Here is a 16,901-nt window from a genome sequence, read left to right as displayed (position 1 = left end):
CAGGCTTCCGTCCGCGCCTGAACACCGGTTGAACTCCCTGCGAAGGATGGCCCCGCGAAGGATGGCCCCGCGCCGCTCAGGCCTGCCGGGAGCGCGCCTTGAACGCGGCCTTGCGGGCCTCCTTGGCTTCCTTCCGGTCGGGGTGCAGCCGCCCCATCGCCTCCAGCACCTCGGCCGTCGCCGGGTGTTCCACACGCCAGGCGGCGTCGAAGAAGCCGCTGTGACCTTCCGTCAGACCGGCCATCAGGGACGCCAGCCCCTCGGTCTCCCCGTCCGCCGCCAGCTGGGCCGCGATGGTGTCGACGGTCAGCCAGAAGACCATGGCCTGGTCGGGGGCGGGCACGTCGGCCGCGCCGCGCTCGGCCAGCCAGACCCGGGCAAGCCCGCCCAGTTCGCCGTCGTCGAGCACCGCACGCATCGCCGGCTCGGCGGCAGCGTCCGTGAGGGCCAGCGCCTGCTGGCAGCGCAGCCGCCGCAACGGGCCGCCGGCGTCCGCGCCGCGCGCGGCGGCGAGCAGCTCGGCTGCGGCTCCCGGCACGTCGCGGCGTGCGAGCCACGCCTCGATCTCCGCCTGGGCCGCGTCCTCGGGGAAGGCCGATACGGCATCGAGAAGCGCGTCCGCGCCCTTGTCGGCGAGGTCTCCGACGGCCGGGGCCTCGACTCCGGCCTCCACCATCCGGGCCCGTACGCCGTACAGGCCGAGCGGGGTCAGCCGCACCATGCCGTAGCGCGAGACGTCCTCGTCGTCGTCCTCCTCGCCCGCACCGGAACCGCCCGCACCGGAACCGCCCGCCCCGGGACCGCCCGCACCGGAGCCCGCCGCGGCGAGCTCCTCGTCGTCCACCTCCGCCATCAGCGCCTCGTCGACGGGGCGGTAGGCGACCAGGCCGATCGGCTCCAGCTGCCGGAACTGGTCGTCGAGCCGCATCATCGCGTCGGAGACCTGCTCCAGCACCTCGTCGGTGGGGTCGGCCATGTCGTCGGGCACGATCATCGAGGCGGCGAGCACGGGCAGCGGCACCGGCCCCGCCCCGGCCCCGCCCTCGGCGACCGTGAGCAGGTAGAGGTTGGCGAGTACGCCGTCCAGGAAGTCCGCCTCGCGCTGCGGGTCCCAGTCGAGCCGGCCGAAGTCGATCTCGCCGCCCGCGTCCAGAGCGTCCACGAGGTCGTCCAGGTCGGGCACGGCCGCGTCGGCGAGCACGGTGTCGAGCGCGGCGAGCCAGATGTCGAGCACGTCGGCGGGCGCACCACCGGTGATCAGGGCAAGGTCCTGGCCCTGCGCCACGGTGCCCCCGGCGTCCTCGGCCTCCCCGGTGTCCTCGGCCTCCGTCACCTCGACGAGCCCGGTGTCGACCGCCACCCGCCACGCCTCGCTCGCGTACGCCGGGCCGTCCGGATCGGCCGCCAGGCCGAGGTGTTCCGCCGCCTCCGGCAGCTGCTCGTCGAGCAGTTCGCCTCCCGCACCGACCCGGGTGGCAGGGCCGGCCCAGCGGGCCAGCCGTACCGCGCGGGCCAGCAGCGGTGCCGCGAGGGCGTCGCGGGCCAGCTCCGCATCGGAGTGCAGCCGCACCGGCGGCAGCGAGGGGCGCTCTGCGGACATCGGGTGGGTCTCCTCGTCACGGTGGGGCAGGGGCACTCCCGGACCGCTCTCCCGGACTCGGTCCGGGGGCGGCCGTGGCGGCCTGAACGGCCGTCGGCGGGCCCCAGCGTAGACGCATTTCACCTCATCCCGGCCGGTTCACGGATCCGTCTCCCGCCGTACCCCGGGTAGACCTTGACAACCCGCCTGGTCACACAAGAGATTGACGCGCGTAGATCTCACACAGATCGCACCGCCACTCCGTTCCCTCATCCTCACACCGGAGTCCTGCCCATGCGTTCCTGTCCTCAGGTGACCGGACCCCTCTCCCGTTCCGCTGCCGTCGCAACCGTCGTGGCCACCGCCCTGGCCGCCGGCCTGCTCGCCGGAACCGCCTCCGCCGCCGAAGGCGAAGCGCCCATACGCATTCACGACATCCAGGGCACCACCCGGATATCCCCCCTCGCCGGCAAGCAGGTCACCGGCGTGGAGGGCATCGTCACCGGCGTCCGCACCTACGGCTCCCGCGGCTTCTGGATCCAGGACGTGCAGTCCGACGACGACGACGCCACCAGCGAGGGCGTGTTCGTCTTCACCAGCTCGGTGCCGACCGTCGCGGTCGGCGACGCCGTCACGGTCTCCGGCCTGGTCGGCGAGTACGTCCCGGGCGGCCTCAACTCGGGCAACCAGTCCGTCACCCAGATCAGCAAGCCCACCGTCACGGTGGTCTCCTCCGGCAACGCGCTGCCCGAGGCCGTCCGCATCAACGAGTACTCGGTGCCCGAGCTGTACGCCCCCGCGGGCGACCCCGCCGCGGGCGGCAGCATCAACGGCCTCACCCTGGACCCGTACACCTACGCCCTGGACTACTACGAGTCCGTCGAGGGCATGAACGTCCGCATCGGCACCTCCCGGGTCGTCGGCGCCACGGACCCGTACTCCGAGCTCTGGGTCACCGTGAAGGGCTGGGAGAACAACAACAAGCGCGGCGGCACCGTCTACGGCTCGTACGAGGCGCAGAACACCGGCCGCCTGCAGGTGCAGCAGCTGGCCCCGGTCTCGCAGAGCCCGTTCCCGGTGGCGAACGTCGGCGACCGCCTGAAGGGCATCACCGAAGGCCCCCTGGACTTCAACCAGTTCGGCGGCTACACGCTGGTCGCGCGCACGCTGGGCACGATCGAGTCCCGTGGCCTGGAGCGCGAGAAGACCAAGGCGCAGAAGCCGGGCGAGCTCGCGGTGGCGACGTACAACGTCGAGAACCTCGACCCGACCGACCCGCAGGAGAAGTTCGACGCGCTCGCGAAGGCCGTCGTCGAGAACCTCGCCTCGCCCGACATCCTCGCCCTGGAGGAGATCCAGGACGACAACGGCGCCAAGAACGACGGCACCGTCTCCGCCGCGCAGACCCTGACGAAGTTCACGGACGCGATCAAGGCCGCGGGCGGCCCGGCGTACCAGTGGCGCTCGATCGACCCGGAGAACAACAAGGACGGCGGCCAGCCCGGCGGCAACATCCGCCAGGTGTTCCTGTTCAACCCGGAGCGGGTGTCCTTCACCGACCGCGGCGCGGGCAACGCCACCACCGCCACCGGCGTGGCGATCGAGAAGGGCCACGCCGCGCTCACCCACTCCCCCGGCCGGATCGACCCGGCGAACACCGCCTGGGAGAGCAGCCGCAAGCCGCTCGCCGGCGAGTTCACCTTCCGCGGCCGCACGGTCTTCGTGGTCGCGAACCACTTCGGCTCGAAGGGCGGCGACGAGGGCCTGACCTCGCACCACCAGCCGCCGGTGCGCTCCTCGGAGGCCAAGCGGCTGCTCCAGGCGCAGGCCGTGAACACCTTCGTGAAGGACGTCCTGGCCGTCCAGAAGAACGCGAACGTCGTCGTCCTCGGTGACATCAACGACTTCGAGTTCTCGGCGACCACGCAGGCCCTGACCGACGGCGGGGCGCTGTACCCGGCGATCAAGTCGCTGCCGCGCGCGGAGCGTTACTCGTACGTCTACCAGGGCAACTCCCAGGTGCTGGACCAGATCCTGACCAGCCCGGGGATCCGCAACTTCACCTACGACAGCGTGCACATCAACGCGGAGTTCGCGGACCAGAACAGCGACCACGACCCGCAGGTCCTGCGCTTCCGCCCGTAGGCGCGGAGCGGAGGGGGTGCCCGGCCGCCGTCCCGGCCGGGCACCCTGCCACACTGCCGTCCATGATCTTCCGTACCGCCGTGCGCCGTGACCTGCCCGCCGTCCTCGCGCTGCTGGCGGACGAGGACCCCGCCGGAACCGGACCCGGAGCCGACGCCGCCCCGGCCGCCGTGGGCGAGGCGCACGAGCGGGCCTTCGCGGACATCGGGGCCGACCCGCGCAACGAACTGCTGGTGCTGACCGAACCGGAGCCGGACGGCACGGTGATCGGCTGCCTCCAGCTCACGTACATCCCGGGGCTCGGCCAGGGCGGCGCCGAGCGGGCCCTCGTGGAGGCCGTACGCATCCGCGCCGACCGGCGCGGCGGCGGGCTGGGCCGGGAGCTGATGGAGCGGGCCGCGGCGCGCGCCCGCGAGCGCGGCTGCGGGCTGGTCCAGCTGACGAGCAACAAGCGGCGCGCGGACGCGCACCGGTTCTACGAGTCGCTGGGCTACGCGCGCAGCCACGAGGGCTTCAAGCTGCGGCTCGACGGCTGACGGCGGCCGCACGGGGCGATCCGTGGTCCCTTCTGCGGACAAGTCGGGACTTTGGACCCTGGCGTGATCCTCGCCACATACCCCGGCGTTTCGTACCGGTCGTGGTGTTGAGTGTCGTCCACGCACGAACCGTCTGCGCCCGCACTCCACCTTTTGGAGGACCGCGTGTTCCCCTCCATTTCGCTCGCTCAGGAAATCGGCCTCGCCGTCCTGCTGGTGGCGGCCCTCGTCTGGGTCCTCGGCATGGGCCACATGCTGTGGGACAGCCGCTTCCACCACCCGGAGCCGGAGGCCGCCGAAGGGCTCGGGACGATCCCCGGCCAGCGCAGCGCGGCGTCGCACCCGATGGAGCGCGTGGAGTTGACCCCCGAGGAGCAGGAGACCTTCGCGGGCCTCGTCCGCGCCTTCCGCTGAGTGCAACCCGCTGAGCGCGAGCGGTCGCCCGTACCTCGCACACACGCCGTACGACAGCAGCCCGCCGACCGGAGTCCGGTCGGCGGGCTGCTGTGCGTCTTCGGCCCGCGGGCGTCAGTTGTGGCTGTGGAGCACGTCGTTCAGACCGCCCCAGACGGCGTTGTTCGGGCGGGCCTCGACGGCGCCCGTGGTGGAGTTGCGGCGGAAGAGGATGTTGCTGGCGCCCGAGAGCTCCAGGGCCTTGACGACCTGGCCGTCCGGCAGGGTGACGCGGGTGCCCGCGGTCACGTACAGGCCTGCCTCGACGATGCACTCGTCGCCGAGCGCGATGCCGATGCCGGACTCGGCGCCGAGCAGGCAGCGCTCGCCGATGGAGATGATCTGCTTGCCGCCGCCGGACAGGGTGCCCATGGTCGAGGCGCCGCCGCCGATGTCGGAGCCGTCGCCCACGATGACGCCGGCGGAGATCCGGCCCTCGACCATGGAGGTGCCGAGGGTGCCGGCGTTGAAGTTGACGAAGCCCTCGTGCATGACGGTGGTGCCCTCGGCGAGGTGCGCGCCGAGGCGGACGCGGTCGGCGTCGGCGATGCGCACGCCCTTGGGGGCGACGTAGTCGGTCATCCGCGGGAACTTGTCGATCGAGGTGACCTGGAGGTGCAGGCCCTCGGCGCGCGCGTTGAGGCGGACGGTCTCCACCTGGTCGACGGCCACCGGGCCGAGCGAGGTCCAGGCGACGTTGGCGAGCAGACCGAAGACGCCGTCGAGGTTCTGGCCGTGCGGCTTGACCAGGCGGTGGCTGAGCAGGTGGAGGCGCAGGTAGGCGTCGTGGGCGTCCAGCGGCTTGTCGTCCAGGGAGGAGATGACGGTGCGGACGGCGACGACCTCGACCCCGCGGACCCCGTCCTGGCGGATCGCCTTGGCAGCGGCGGCGCCCAGCAGCTCCACGGCCTGCTCGGCGGTGAGGCGCTCGGTGCCGGCCGGGCCGGGCTCGGCGGCCAGCTCGGGGGCGGGGAACCAGGTGTCGAGGACGGTGCCGTCGGCGGAGAGGGTGGCAAGTCCGGCGGCGACGGCGCCGGTGGTACGCGTAGTCATGCCTGAACGCTAACGGGCGACGGCCGCTGCGGGCGAACCGGTCTCATGTGCCGGTCGCGCCGCGGCCCGGACGGCCCGCCGCCCCATGACCAGCACGGTCGCACCGGCCGCGGTCCCCAGTACGGCGCACAGCGGCCACAGCAGCCCCGGGGCGGTCGCGTACAGCGCACCGCCGAGCGGCGCGGCGAGGACGACACCGGTGACGGAGACCCCGGCGTACAGGCTCTGGAAGCGGCCGACGGCGTGCTCGGGGGCCTCGTCGGCCACGTACGCGGTGGCGGTGGTCTTGTAGAGGATCTCGCCGAGGCTGATCAGCACCATCATCGTGGCGGCGGTCGCGATTCCGGCGCCGAGCAGGAGCATGGCGTAGCCGCCGCCGACGAGGACGAGGCCGGTGCCGACGATGTGCAGCGGGGAGCGGCGGCGCAGCGCGAAGGCGGCCGGGAGCTCGAGGAGCAGGATCACGGCGCCGTTGACGGCGATGAGCAGGCCGTACGCGCGGGTGTCCATGCCGTGGTCGGCCAGGAAGACCGGGAAGGTCGAGTACTGCTGCCGGTAGACGAGGTCGATGACGACGATCGCGGCGAGGAGGACCAGGAGGGCGGGGCGGGCCCGCAGCTCGTGCACGATGCCGCGGCCCCGACCCCCGTCCGGGGCCGCGGCCGGCCGGACCGCGGCGCGCGCCGGGACGACGCGGGCGGTCCAGAACGCGAAGAAGAGGGTGCCGATCCCGTCGGCGACGAAGAGCCAGTCGTACGAGAAGTGGGTGGCCACCAGCGCGCCGGCCGGGGGCCCCACGGCGAACCCGCCGTTGGAGACGCAGCGGATCACGGCGAAGGCCTCGCGGCGGGCGCCCTCGGGGACGGTCACGGCGACGAGGGCGGAGTTGGCGGCCCGGACCGCGCCCGAGGCGTACTGGGCCGCGGGCAGTGCGGCGTAGAGCAGCGGGGTGGGCAGCAGCGGCAGGGCGACGAGGACCGCGCCGCCGAGTGCGGAGGCGGTGAGCAGGACCCGGCGGTGGCCGAAGCGGTCGCCGTACCAGCCGCCGGTGAAGTTCCCGGCGACCAGGCCGATGCCGCCGATGCCGGTGAGGAGGCCGGCCTCGGCGGGGTCGAGGCCGCGCGGCCCGGTCAGGTACACGAAGACGAAGACGAAGGTGAAGCTGACCACGGCGTTGACGAACACGCCTCCCGCGAGCAGCCACACCGCTCTCGGCACGTCCTTGAGACCCTGCAGCACGCCGCCCCCCGAGTGAGTTCCTTTTGGGAACGGACTATGTCAGCATGACAGCCTCGGGTCAAAGACTTTTCGACAGGAGCGGTCATGGCCCAGCGCACGAACCTCGGCGACGCCGACTGCGCCATCGCGCAGTCCCTCGACGTCGTCGGGGACTGGTGGACCCTGCTGATCGTGCGCGACGCGGCGCGCGGCGTGGACCGCTTCGAGGACTTCCAGCGCGAGCTGGGCGTCTCCCGGAAGGTGCTCGCCGAGCGGCTGAGGATGCTCGTGGACGCGGGCGTGCTCAGCCGGGAGCCGTACCAGGAGCGGCCGGTGCGGCACGCCTACCGGCTCACGCCGCGCGGGCGCGCCCTGCTGCCCGTGCTGGTGGCACTGCAGGACTGGGGCGACACGTGGATCCTGGGGGACGGCGAGATGACGGCGACGGCGGATGCGGCTTCGCGCGAGGCGGAGCGGGTGCACGCCCTGGCGGGGACCCGGCTTCCCGGACTGACCCTGGCCGGGCCCGGCGGGGAGCGGTGGGACCCGGTCGCTCAGGACACCCCGTACACGGTCCTGTACTGCTTCCCCGGCGCCTACGCCCGCGCCGAGTCGTACCCGCCGGGCTGGGCGGAGATCCCCGGGGCGCCCGGCTGCACCCTGGAGTCGTGCACGTACCGGGACCGGGGGGCGGAGTTCACCGCGGCCGGCGCAACGGTCACCGGCGTGTCCACGCAACGGCCCGACGAGCAGCGCGCGTTCGCCCTCGCGGAGCGGCTGGACTTCCCGCTGCTCTCCGACGCGGACCTGACCCTGACGGCCGCGCTGCGGCTGCCGACCTTCCGGGCGGCGGGGGTCAGCCGGCTCAAGCGGCTCACCCTGGTCGTGGACCGCGACCGGCTGGTCCACCGGGTCATCTACCCGGTCCCGGACATCGCAGCGAGCATCGAGGCGGCCCTGGCGGCCGTCCGCGGCTGACCGCTCCAGGGGCGCTTACGGCAGCAGCCGCGTCAGGATGTCGCGCGCATGCTCCTCGTCGTACGGCGTGCCGGTCAGCAGGACCTGCAGGCAGATGCCGTCCACCGCCGCGACCAGGGCCCGCGCGGTGCGCGGGTCGGTCCGCTCCGACAGCAGCTCCGTCGCCGCGGCGTACCACTCGGCGGCGACCGGCCGCAGCGCGGGCCGGCGCAGGGCGGCGAGGTAGAGCTCGTACTCCAGCTCCGCGCCGGACCGGTCACCCGACAGCCACTCGCCGAGCAGCCGGGCGAGGCCGTCCGCGAGCCCTTCCCCGCCCGCCGCCCGGCCCTGGTGCTCGGCCATCCGCCGTGCGAAGCCCTCGTTGGTCCTGCGCAGCGCCGCGACCAGCAGTTCGTCGAGCGTGGCGAAGTGGTACGTCGTCGAGCCGAGCGGGACGTCCGCCTCCGCCGCGACCGAGCGGTGGCTCAGCCCCGCGATCCCCTTCGACGCCACCACCCGGATCGCCGCGTCGATGATCCGGTCCCGGCGCCCGGGGTCGTAGCGCCGGGCGCCCGCCATCAGTGGGCACCGCCCAGGTTGAGCAGGACCACGCCGCCGATCACCAGCGCGATTCCGGCCAGCTTGGCCGCCGTGGCCGCCTCGCCCATGAAGACCATGCCGATCGCGGCGATGGCGGCCGTACCGACCCCGGCCCAGATCGCGTAGGCCGTGCCGACCGACATCGTCTTCAGGGTCTGGGCCAGCAGCGTGAAGGCGATGGCGTAGCCGACGACCGTGCCGATCGAGGGCCACAGCTTGCTGAAGCCGTCGCTGTACTTCATGGCGGTGGTTCCGGCGACTTCCGCCGCGATCGCCGCGGCCAGCAGTATGTAAGGCATGTGTACTACTGTACACATCGTTGTGTACGGGCGTACGCAACAGGCCCTGCTCCCCTGCGCCCGCAACCGGCGGCCCGGGTTACGGTGTCCGTTCCATCAGCGGACACGACAGATCTCGGGGGGCTCGGATGGCAAACGGCACGGGGTGGGGACCGCAGCCCTGGGGCGGCGGATGGATGCCCCCGCCGCCACCGCAGCCGGGGGTGATACCCCTGCGGCCGCTCACCGTCGGGGAGATGCTCGGTGGCGCGTTCTCGACCCTCGGCCGCTACTGGAAGCCGCTCCTCGGGGTCGTCCTCGCCGTGCACGGCGCCGGCGTCCTGCTCGTGGCCGCCGCGGCCGGACTGGCCCTGGCCTTCGTCCACCCCCACCTGGGCCCGCTCTTCGACCTCGCCGACGGCGAGAGCCCGGCGGACGAACACCTGCACCCCGTGCTCTTCGCCGCGGTACCGGTCGCCGCGTTCGCCCTGCTCGTGGGCCTGGCCGGGGTCGCGGTGACCGCGGCGCTCTGCCCGGCCGTCCTGCAGGAGGCCGTGGCCGGCCGGCCCACGACGGTCGGCGCGATGTGGCGCCGCGCCTGGTCCCGCACGCCCTCGATGCTCGGCACCCTGCTGCTGACCTGGCTGATCGTGGCCGCGCCCCCGGCCCTGGGGGCCACGCTGGGCATCGCGGCGATGCAGGCGGCGGACTCCGGCCCGGCCGGGCCCGGCGCGAGCTTCGTGTTCATCCCGCTCGGCATCCTGGCGGCCCTGCCCGTCAGCGTGTGGCTCGGCGTGCGCTTCGGCCTCGCCCCGGCCGCCGTGGTCTGCGAGGGACTGGGCCCGCAGGCCGCCCTGCGCCGCTCGGCCGCACTGGTGCACGGCAGCTGGTGGCGGGTCTTCGGCATCACCCTGCTGGCGGTCGTGACCGCGGCGGCCGTCTCGTACGTCATCCAGCTGCCGTTCACCGTGGTGGGCGTGTTCGCGCTGTTCCCCGCGATGCTGGCGGACCCCGGCGACGGCGGGTCCGTCGCCTCGCTGGTGGGCGGAATCGCCGTCTACGTCGTCTGCGTACTGATCGGCGCGGTCGTCAGCCAGCTCTTCCAGCTCGGCTTCCCGCACCTGGTCTCGGGGCTGCTCTACGTCGACCGCCGCATGCGCCGCGAGGACCTCGCCGCCGCCCTGACGGCAGCCCACCTCCCCCCGCCGCCCGCACCGGGCCCGGCCGTCTAGACCGCCCCGGGCACGGAGAAGGCCCCCGGCGCAGTGCCGGGGGCCTTCTCGTCAAGGCTCGGGTCTCAGACGTTGAAGCCGAGCGCGCGCAGCTGCTCGCGGCCGTCGTCCGTGATCTTGTCCGGGCCCCACGGGGGCATCCAGACCCAGTTGATGCGCAGCTCGCTGACGATACCGTCGGTGGCCGACTTCGCCTGGTCCTCGATGACGTCCGTCAGCGGGCAGGCCGCCGAGGTCAGGGTCATGTCGAGAGTGGCGATGTTCGAGTCGTCGATGTGGATGCCGTAGATCAGGCCCAGGTTGACGACGTCGATGCCCAGCTCCGGGTCGACCACGTCGTAGAGGGCCTCGCGGACCTCTTCCTCGGTGGCCGGCTTGATCGTCGCCTCCGGCGTTGCGTTCTCGGTCATGCCGTCTTCCTCTCGGCGTCGCCCAGTGCCTGGGCGGTCGCGTCCTTCCACGCCATCCAGCTCAGCAGCGCACACTTCACGCGGGCGGGGTACTTGGAGACGCCGACGAACGCGACCGCGTCCTCCAGCACCTCCTCCATGGCCTCGTCGGGCTCGATCTTGCCCTTGGACTGCATCATCTCCAGGAAAGCGGCCTGGATCTTCTGCGCCTGGGCAAGGTCCTTGCCGACGAGCAGCTCGTTGAGCACGGACGCGCTGGCCTGGCTGATGGAGCAGCCCTGGCCCTCGTAGGAGACGTCCGTGAGCGTCTCGCCGTCGTACTTCACGCGGAGTGTGATCTCGTCACCGCACGTCGGGTTGACGTGGTGCACCTCGGCGTCGCCGTCGCGCAGGCCACGCCCGTGCGGGTGCTTGTAGTGGTCCAGGATCAGTTCCTGGTACATCGAATCCAGCTTCACAGCGGCCTCGTCGCCCTCGTCGCCGTCGTTATCCGAAGAAGTTCCGTACGTGCTCCAGCCCGTCGACGAGCGCGTCGACCTCGGCCGGAGAGGAGTACAGGTAGAACGACGCTCGCGTGGTCGCAGGAATTCCGTACCGCAGGCAGACCGGGCGCGCGCAGTGGTGTCCCACGCGGACCGCGATGCCCTGCTCGTCCAGTACCTGGCCCACGTCGTGCGGGTGGATGTCGCCGAGCACGAAGGAGAGCGCCGCGCCCCGGTCCTCGGCCGTGGTGGGGCCGATGATCCGCAGGTCGGGGATCTCCTGCAGGCGCCGCAGCGCGTACTCGGTGATCGCGTGCTCGTGCGCCGCGATCTTGTCCATGCCGATCGCGGACAGGTAGTCCACGGCCGCGCCGAGGCCGACGGCCTGGGCGATCGGGGGCGTGCCCGCCTCGAACTTGTGCGGCGCCGGGGCGTAGGTCGACGAGTGCATCGAAACGGTCTCGATCATCTCGCCGCCGCCCAGGAACGGCGGCAGGTCCTCCAGCAGCTCCTGGCGGCCCCACAGGACGCCGATGCCGGTCGGGCCGCACATCTTGTGGCCGGTGAAGGCCACGAAGTCGGCGCCGAGCGCCTGCACGTCCATCGGCATGTGCGGAGCGGCCTGCGAGGCGTCGATCAGCACCAGCGCGCCGACCTCCTGCGCGCGCCGGACGATCGTCTCGACGGGGTTGACGGTGCCGAGCAGGTTCGAGACCAGGGCGAAGGAGACGATCTTCGTCTTCTCCGTGATGACCTCTTCGATGTTCGACAGGTCGAGCCGGCCGTCGTCGGTCAGGCCGAACCACTTCAGCTTCGCGCCGGTGCGCTGCGAGAGCAGCTGCCACGGCACGATGTTGGAGTGGTGCTCCATCTCCGTGATGGCGATCTCGGTCTCGTGGTCGACGCGGTAGGGCTCGTCGGCCCAGCCGAGCATGTTGGCGACCAGGTTGAGCGACTCCGAGGCGTTCTTCGTGAAGATCACCTCGTCGCGGCTCGGCGCGTTGATGAAGGCGGCGACCTTGTCGCGGGCGCCTTCGTACAGTGCCGTGGCCTCCTCGGCGACCAGGTACACGCCGCGGTGGACGTTCGCGTTGTGCCGCTCGTAGTACTCGTTCAGCGCGTCGAGCACCTGACGCGGCTTCTGCGAGGTCGCAGCGCTGTCGAGGTAGACGATCTTCTTCCCGTCGTGGACCACACGATCCAGCAGGGGGAAGTCCTTGCGGATCGCCTCGATGTCGAGGAGGCCAGGCAGCTGTGTCACGCGGTCACGCCACCCTTCACGTACTTGTCGTAGCCCTCGGCCTCGAGCTGGTCGGCGAGCTCGGCGCCGCCGGACTCGGCGATGCGGCCGTTCGCGAAGACGTGCACGAAGTCGGGCTTGATGTAGCGCAGGATCCGCGTGTAGTGCGTGATCAGCAGGGTGCCGACCTCGCCGGACTCGCGGACGCGGTTGACGCCCTCGGAGACGATGCGCAGGGCGTCGACGTCGAGGCCGGAGTCGGTCTCGTCGAGGATCGCGATCTTCGGCTTGAGCAGCTCCAGCTGGAGGATCTCGTGGCGCTTCTTCTCACCGCCGGAGAAGCCCTCGTTCACGTTGCGCTCGGCGAAGGAGGGGTCCATCTGGAGACGCTCCATGGCCTCCTTGACCTCCTTCACCCAGGTGCGCAGCTTGGGGGCCTCGCCGCGGATGGCCGTGGCCGACGTCCGCAGGAAGTTGGAGACCGAGACGCCGGGGACCTCGACCGGGTACTGCATGGCGAGGAAGACGCCGGCGCGGGCGCGCTCGTCGACGGACATCTCGAGGACGTCCTCGCCGTCGAGGGTCACGGTGCCACCGGTGATGGTGTACTTCGGGTGACCGGCCAGCGAGTACGCCAGGGTGGACTTGCCCGAGCCGTTCGGACCCATGATGGCGTGCGTCTCACCCTGCTTGACGGTGAGGTCGACGCCCTTGAGGATCTCGCGGGTGCCATTCGCCGCGTCGCCGGTCTCGACGGTGACGTGCAGGTCGTGGATTTCAAGCGTAGCCATGGGTGCCTCAGGACTCCTGGGAGAGGGAGACGAGCACGTCGTCCCCTTCGATCTTTACGGGGTATACGGGGACGGGGCGCGTCGCGGGCAGGCCGGACGGCTTGCCGGTGCGGAGGTCGAACGCCGATCCGTGCAGCCAGCACTCGATCTGGCAGTCCTCGACCTCGCCCTCCGAGAGCGAGACGTTCGCGTGCGAGCAGATGTCGTGGATCGCGAACACCTCCCCCTCGGTGGACACGATCGACACCGGCGTGCCGTCGAGCTCCACCCGCTTCGGGGTGTCCTCGCTCAGCTCGCTCAGCGCGCATGCCTTCAGGTACGTCATCAGACGGATGCTTCCAGCTCGGCCTCGATCTTGCCGATCAGGCGCTCCTCGATGTCCGGGACACCGATCTGCTGGACGAGCTCGGCGAAGAAGCCGCGCACGACCAGGCGGCGGGCCTCGTCGGCCGGGATGCCGCGGGCCTGCAGGTAGAACAGCTGCTCGTCGTCGAAGCGGCCGGTCGCCGAGGCGTGGCCGGCGCCGGCGATCTCGCCGGTCTCGATCTCCAGGTTCGGGACCGAGTCGACCCGCGCGCCGTCCGTGAGGACGAGGTTGCGGTTCATCTCGTACGTGTCGGTGCCCTCGGCGGTCTTCTGGATGAGGACGTCGCCGATCCACACCGCGTGGGCGCGGTCGCCCTGGAGGGCACCCTTGTACACCACGTGGGACTTGCAGTGCGGAGCGTCGTGGGTGACCAGGAGGCGGTGCTCCTGGTGCTGCCCGGCGTCGGTGAAGTACAGGCCCAGCATCTCGGCCTCGCCGCCGGGGCCGGCGTAGCTGACGCGCGGGTGGAGGCGCACGACGTCGCCGCCGAAGGTGACGACGACCGACTTGAAGCTCGCGTCACGGCCGATCAGCGCGTTGTGCTGGGAGGTGTGGACGGCGGTGTCGTCCCAGTCCTGCACGGACACGAAGGTCACCTTGGCGCCGTCGCCGACGAGGATGTCGACGTTGGCGGCGCGCACGCCGTCGCCGGTGTGGTCGACCACGATGATCGCCTCGGCGAAGGCCTGCACGTCGAAGACGGTGTGGCCGAAGGTGGTGCCGCCCTCGCCGTGCAGGGCGACGCGGATCGGCTCGGAGAGCACGGCCTCCTTGGGCACGGTGACGACCGTGGCCTTGGCGAACGACGAGAACGCCTGGGCGGCGATCCGGTCGACGGGGGTGCCGGCCTTGCCGACCCGCGCGTCGTCACGGTCCACCGACTCGACGGTGACCCCTTCGGGGGCGTCGATCTGGGCCTTCATCGTTCCGTTGGCGACGGCGGTGCCGTCGTGGAGTCCGCGCAGTCGCTCCAGCGGAGTGAAGCGCCACTCCTCCTCGCGGCCGTGGGGGACGGGGAAGTCCGCCACGTCGAAGGACGGGGGTGCGCTCATCCGGGTGGCGACGGTGGACTCTGCGGCCACCGCGATCGCGCCGGCGGTGGTCGATCCCGCCGGAATGTTCTGAGCCTCAGCCATGGCTGTCGTCTTGCTCGCTCTCTTAAAAGGACACTGCCTGCGTCGTTGCGATCCGCGGCCCGCAGAGACTGCGGGCCGCCGGCTGGTGGGGGGCGTCGGTGCGCCGGCCTCGTGGGGCCTTAACCGACGGAGCCCTCCATCTGCAGCTCGATCAGCCGGTTGAGCTCCAGCGCGTACTCCATCGGCAGCTCCTTCGCGATCGGCTCGACGAAGCCGCGCACGATCATGGCCATGGCCTCGAACTCGGTGAGTCCGCGGGCCATCAGGTAGAAGAGCTGGTCGTCGGAGACCTTGGAGACGGTGGCCTCGTGGCCCATGGTCACGTCGTCCTCGCGGACGTCCACGTACGGGTACGTGTCCGAGCGGGAGATCGTGTCGACGAGCAGCGCGTCGCAGAGGACGTTGCTCTTCGATCCCGCGGCGCCCTCGCCGATCTCGACCAGGCCGCGGTACGAGGTACGGCCGCCGCCGCGCGCCACCGACTTGGAGACGATGTTCGAGGAGGTGTTCGGCGCCATGTGGACCATCTTGGAGCCGGCGTCCTGGTGCTGGCCCTCGCCCGCGAAGGCGATGGAGAGCGTCTCGCCCTTGGCGTGCTCGCCCATCAGGTAGACGGCCGGGTACTTCATGGTGACCTTGGAACCGATGTTGCCGTCGATCCACTCCATGGTCGCGCCCTCGTACGCCACGGCGCGCTTGGTGACCAGGTTGTAGACGTTGTTCGACCAGTTCTGGATCGTCGTGTAGCGGCAGCGGCCGCCCTTCTTCACGATGATCTCGACCACGGCGGAGTGCAGCGAGTCCGAGGAGTAGATCGGAGCGGTGCAGCCCTCGACGTAGTGGACGTAGGCGTCCTCGTCGACGATGATCAGCGTCCGCTCGAACTGGCCCATGTTCTCCGTGTTGATACGGAAGTAGGCCTGCAGCGGGATCTCCACCTGCACGCCCTTGGGCACGTAGATGAAGGAGCCGCCCGACCACACGGCGGTGTTCAGCGAGGCGAACTTGTTGTCGCCGACCGGGATGACGGTGCCGAAGTACTCCTTGAAGAGTTCCTCGTGCTCCTTCAGCGCGGTGTCGGTGTCGACGAAGATGACGCCCTGCTCCTCCAGGTCCTCGCGGATCTGGTGGTAGACGACCTCGGACTCGTACTGGGCCGCGACACCGGCGACGAGGCGCTGCTTCTCCGCCTCCGGGATGCCGAGCTTGTCGTACGTGTTCTTGATGTCCTCGGGCAGGTCCTCCCAGGAAGCGGCCTGCTTCTCGGTGGAACGCACGAAGTACTTGATGTTGTCGAAGTCGATGCCGGAGAGGTCGGAGCCCCACGTCGGCATGGGCTTCTTGCCGAAGAGCTTGAGGCCCTTGAGGCGGAGGTTCAGCATCCACTCGGGCTCGTTCTTCTTCGACGAGATGTCGCGGACGACGTCCTCGTTGAGACCGCGCTTGGCGACGGCGCCGGCCGCGTCGGAGTCGGCCCAGCCGTACTCGTACTTGCCCAGACCCTCGAGTTCAGGGTGAGCAGTCTCCGTGGGGAGAGTCATGCGGGGTTCCTCCCGGCCGTGCTTGCAGATGCTGGTGTGGTGGTCTGTGCGGCGCTTCGCGGAATGAACGTCGTGCACACCCCGTCGCCGTGGGCGATGGTGGCGAGCCGCTGCACGTGGGTTCCGAGCAGGCGGGAGAAGACCTCGGTCTCCGCCTCGCACAGCTGCGGGAACTGCTCGGCGACGTGCGCGACCGGGCAGTGGTGCTGGCAGAGCTGTTCACCGCTGTGCGGACCGGGAGCGCTGCGCGCCGTAGCAGCGTACCCGTCTGCGGTCAATGCCTTGGCCAGCGCTTCGGTCCGTTCCGCGGGGTCGGCCGCGTCGACGGCCTCCCGGTAGGCCTCGGCCTGTGCGGCCAGCCGCGCGCGGGCGAAGGCGGTCACCGCCGCCTCTCCCTGCTCGCCGCCGCCCGCGGCCTGCGCGATCCAGCGCATGGCGTCCGCGGCGAGCGAGTCGTAGGACTGGTCGAAGGCGTCGCGGCCGCAGTCGGTCAGCGCGAAGACCTTGGCGGGCCGACCTCGGGTGCGCGCGCCGTAGACGCGCTGCTCACGGGCTTCGACCACGTCGTCGGCGACGAGCGTGTCCAGGTGGCGGCGCACGGCGGCCTGGGTGAGGCCGAGCCGCGTGGCGAGGTCGGCGACGGTGGACGGACCGTGGTCCAGGATCGACCGCGCGACCCGGGTGCGGGTTGACCGCTCTCCGGGCGCGAGCTCCCCCTGGGGGGTCTCGATCATCCGTTCGCCGTATTTCACAACGCCATTGTTGCGTAATTAGTCGAGCCCCGACAAGGCGTGACGGAGGCCACTCCGGGTGGCTTCCATCACTAAGGGTTACCTTACCAATCTACGGAGAGTTATTCGGAATTTCATATTCCAGCAGGTCG

The 16,901-nt window shown here is 71.2% G+C and carries 18 protein-coding genes; 5 read left to right on the top strand and 13 right to left on the bottom strand.

Features of this window, described 5'->3' with window-relative positions:
• Positions 1–76 precede the first annotated feature (76 nt).
• The gene (locus ACZ7H1_RS18270; protein WP_470787812.1) at positions 77–1,600 is read right to left on the bottom strand and encodes a hypothetical protein; all 1,524 of its coding nucleotides are present in this window, start codon (positions 1,598–1,600) and stop codon (positions 77–79) included.
• Between the two features lie 273 nt (positions 1,601–1,873).
• Here ACZ7H1_RS18270 and ACZ7H1_RS18265 point away from each other — a divergent pair, with 273 nt between their 5' ends.
• From ACZ7H1_RS18265 to ACZ7H1_RS18255, 3 genes are all read left to right on the top strand, one after another.
• Complete coding sequence (locus ACZ7H1_RS18265; RefSeq protein WP_470787810.1) at positions 1,874–3,724, top strand: endonuclease/exonuclease/phosphatase family protein; 1,851 nt, start codon at positions 1,874–1,876, stop codon at positions 3,722–3,724.
• Positions 3,725–3,786: 62 nt separating this feature from the next.
• Positions 3,787–4,260 (top strand): GNAT family N-acetyltransferase, encoded by a 474-nt coding sequence (locus tag ACZ7H1_RS18260; RefSeq protein ID WP_470787808.1) that lies wholly within the window; start codon positions 3,787–3,789, stop codon positions 4,258–4,260.
• A 165-nt stretch (positions 4,261–4,425) separates the two neighbouring features.
• Positions 4,426–4,674, top strand: a complete 249-nt coding sequence (locus ACZ7H1_RS18255; RefSeq protein ID WP_470787806.1) for a hypothetical protein — start codon at positions 4,426–4,428, stop codon at positions 4,672–4,674.
• A 114-nt stretch (positions 4,675–4,788) separates the two neighbouring features.
• On the opposite strand, the gene dapD is transcribed toward ACZ7H1_RS18255, so the two are convergent.
• The gene (gene dapD / locus ACZ7H1_RS18250) at positions 4,789–5,766 is read right to left on the bottom strand and encodes a 2,3,4,5-tetrahydropyridine-2,6-dicarboxylate N-succinyltransferase (RefSeq protein ID WP_470787804.1); all 978 of its coding nucleotides are present in this window, start codon (positions 5,764–5,766) and stop codon (positions 4,789–4,791) included.
• 9 nt (positions 5,767–5,775) lie between these two features.
• Entirely contained in the window at positions 5,776–7,002 is a 1,227-nt protein-coding gene (locus ACZ7H1_RS18245; protein ID WP_470787950.1) for an MFS transporter, read from the bottom strand.
• An 87-nt stretch (positions 7,003–7,089) separates the two neighbouring features.
• Here ACZ7H1_RS18245 and ACZ7H1_RS18240 point away from each other — a divergent pair, with 87 nt between their 5' ends.
• Positions 7,090–7,962 carry a winged helix-turn-helix transcriptional regulator gene (locus ACZ7H1_RS18240; RefSeq protein WP_470787802.1) on the top strand — a complete coding sequence of 291 codons (873 nt, stop codon included), beginning with the start codon at positions 7,090–7,092 and terminating at the stop codon, positions 7,960–7,962.
• Positions 7,963–7,977: 15 nt separating this feature from the next.
• Here the strand turns inward: ACZ7H1_RS18240 and ACZ7H1_RS18235 are convergent, their stop codons facing one another.
• Positions 7,978–8,520, bottom strand: a complete 543-nt coding sequence (locus tag ACZ7H1_RS18235; RefSeq protein ID WP_470787800.1) for a TetR/AcrR family transcriptional regulator — start codon at positions 8,518–8,520, stop codon at positions 7,978–7,980.
• Positions 8,520–8,840, bottom strand: coding sequence for a DMT family transporter (locus ACZ7H1_RS18230; RefSeq protein WP_470787799.1), 321 nt, complete (start codon positions 8,838–8,840; stop codon positions 8,520–8,522). The genes ACZ7H1_RS18235 and ACZ7H1_RS18230 overlap by 1 nt, the downstream gene beginning before the upstream one ends.
• A 236-nt stretch (positions 8,841–9,076) precedes the next feature.
• Here ACZ7H1_RS18230 and ACZ7H1_RS18225 point away from each other — a divergent pair, with 236 nt between their 5' ends.
• On the top strand, positions 9,077–10,051 hold the full coding sequence (locus ACZ7H1_RS18225) for a hypothetical protein (protein ID WP_470787797.1): 975 nt from the start codon (positions 9,077–9,079) through the stop codon (positions 10,049–10,051).
• 65 nt (positions 10,052–10,116) lie between these two features.
• Here the strand turns inward: ACZ7H1_RS18225 and ACZ7H1_RS18220 are convergent, their stop codons facing one another.
• The 8 genes from ACZ7H1_RS18220 to ACZ7H1_RS18185 all read right to left on the bottom strand — a co-directional run bounded on the left by ACZ7H1_RS18220 (position 10,117) and on the right by ACZ7H1_RS18185 (position 16,752).
• Positions 10,117–10,461, bottom strand: a complete 345-nt coding sequence (locus tag ACZ7H1_RS18220; RefSeq protein WP_470787795.1) for a metal-sulfur cluster assembly factor — start codon at positions 10,459–10,461, stop codon at positions 10,117–10,119.
• A complete protein-coding gene (sufU, locus tag ACZ7H1_RS18215) occupies positions 10,458–10,919 on the bottom strand; it encodes a Fe-S cluster assembly sulfur transfer protein SufU (RefSeq protein ID WP_470787793.1) in 462 nt (153 codons plus the stop codon). The genes ACZ7H1_RS18220 and sufU overlap by 4 nt, the downstream gene beginning before the upstream one ends.
• A gap of 28 nt (positions 10,920–10,947) precedes the next feature.
• Positions 10,948–12,204: a cysteine desulfurase gene (locus ACZ7H1_RS18210; protein ID WP_470787791.1), complete on the bottom strand. Its 1,257-nt coding sequence runs from the start codon at positions 12,202–12,204 to the stop codon at positions 10,948–10,950.
• Positions 12,201–12,974 (bottom strand): Fe-S cluster assembly ATPase SufC, encoded by a 774-nt coding sequence (gene sufC, locus ACZ7H1_RS18205; RefSeq protein WP_470787789.1) that lies wholly within the window; start codon positions 12,972–12,974, stop codon positions 12,201–12,203. Before sufC ends, ACZ7H1_RS18210 begins: the two co-directional genes overlap by 4 nt.
• 7 nt (positions 12,975–12,981) lie before the next feature.
• Positions 12,982–13,299, bottom strand: a complete 318-nt coding sequence (locus ACZ7H1_RS18200) for a bifunctional 3-phenylpropionate/cinnamic acid dioxygenase ferredoxin subunit (protein WP_470787788.1) — start codon at positions 13,297–13,299, stop codon at positions 12,982–12,984.
• Positions 13,299–14,477, bottom strand: coding sequence for a Fe-S cluster assembly protein SufD (gene sufD, locus ACZ7H1_RS18195; protein ID WP_470787786.1), 1,179 nt, complete (start codon positions 14,475–14,477; stop codon positions 13,299–13,301). Before sufD ends, ACZ7H1_RS18200 begins: the two co-directional genes overlap by 1 nt.
• A 119-nt stretch (positions 14,478–14,596) precedes the next feature.
• Positions 14,597–16,018: a Fe-S cluster assembly protein SufB gene (gene sufB, locus ACZ7H1_RS18190; RefSeq protein ID WP_470787784.1), complete on the bottom strand. Its 1,422-nt coding sequence runs from the start codon at positions 16,016–16,018 to the stop codon at positions 14,597–14,599.
• Entirely contained in the window at positions 16,015–16,752 is a 738-nt protein-coding gene (locus ACZ7H1_RS18185) for a helix-turn-helix transcriptional regulator (protein WP_470787948.1), read from the bottom strand. The genes sufB and ACZ7H1_RS18185 overlap by 4 nt, the downstream gene beginning before the upstream one ends.
• Positions 16,753–16,901 lie beyond the last annotated feature (149 nt).

The sequence above is a fragment of the Streptomyces sp. NPDC037401 genome (assembly GCF_055602345.1).
This window is presented reverse-complemented; position numbering and strand designations above follow the sequence as displayed.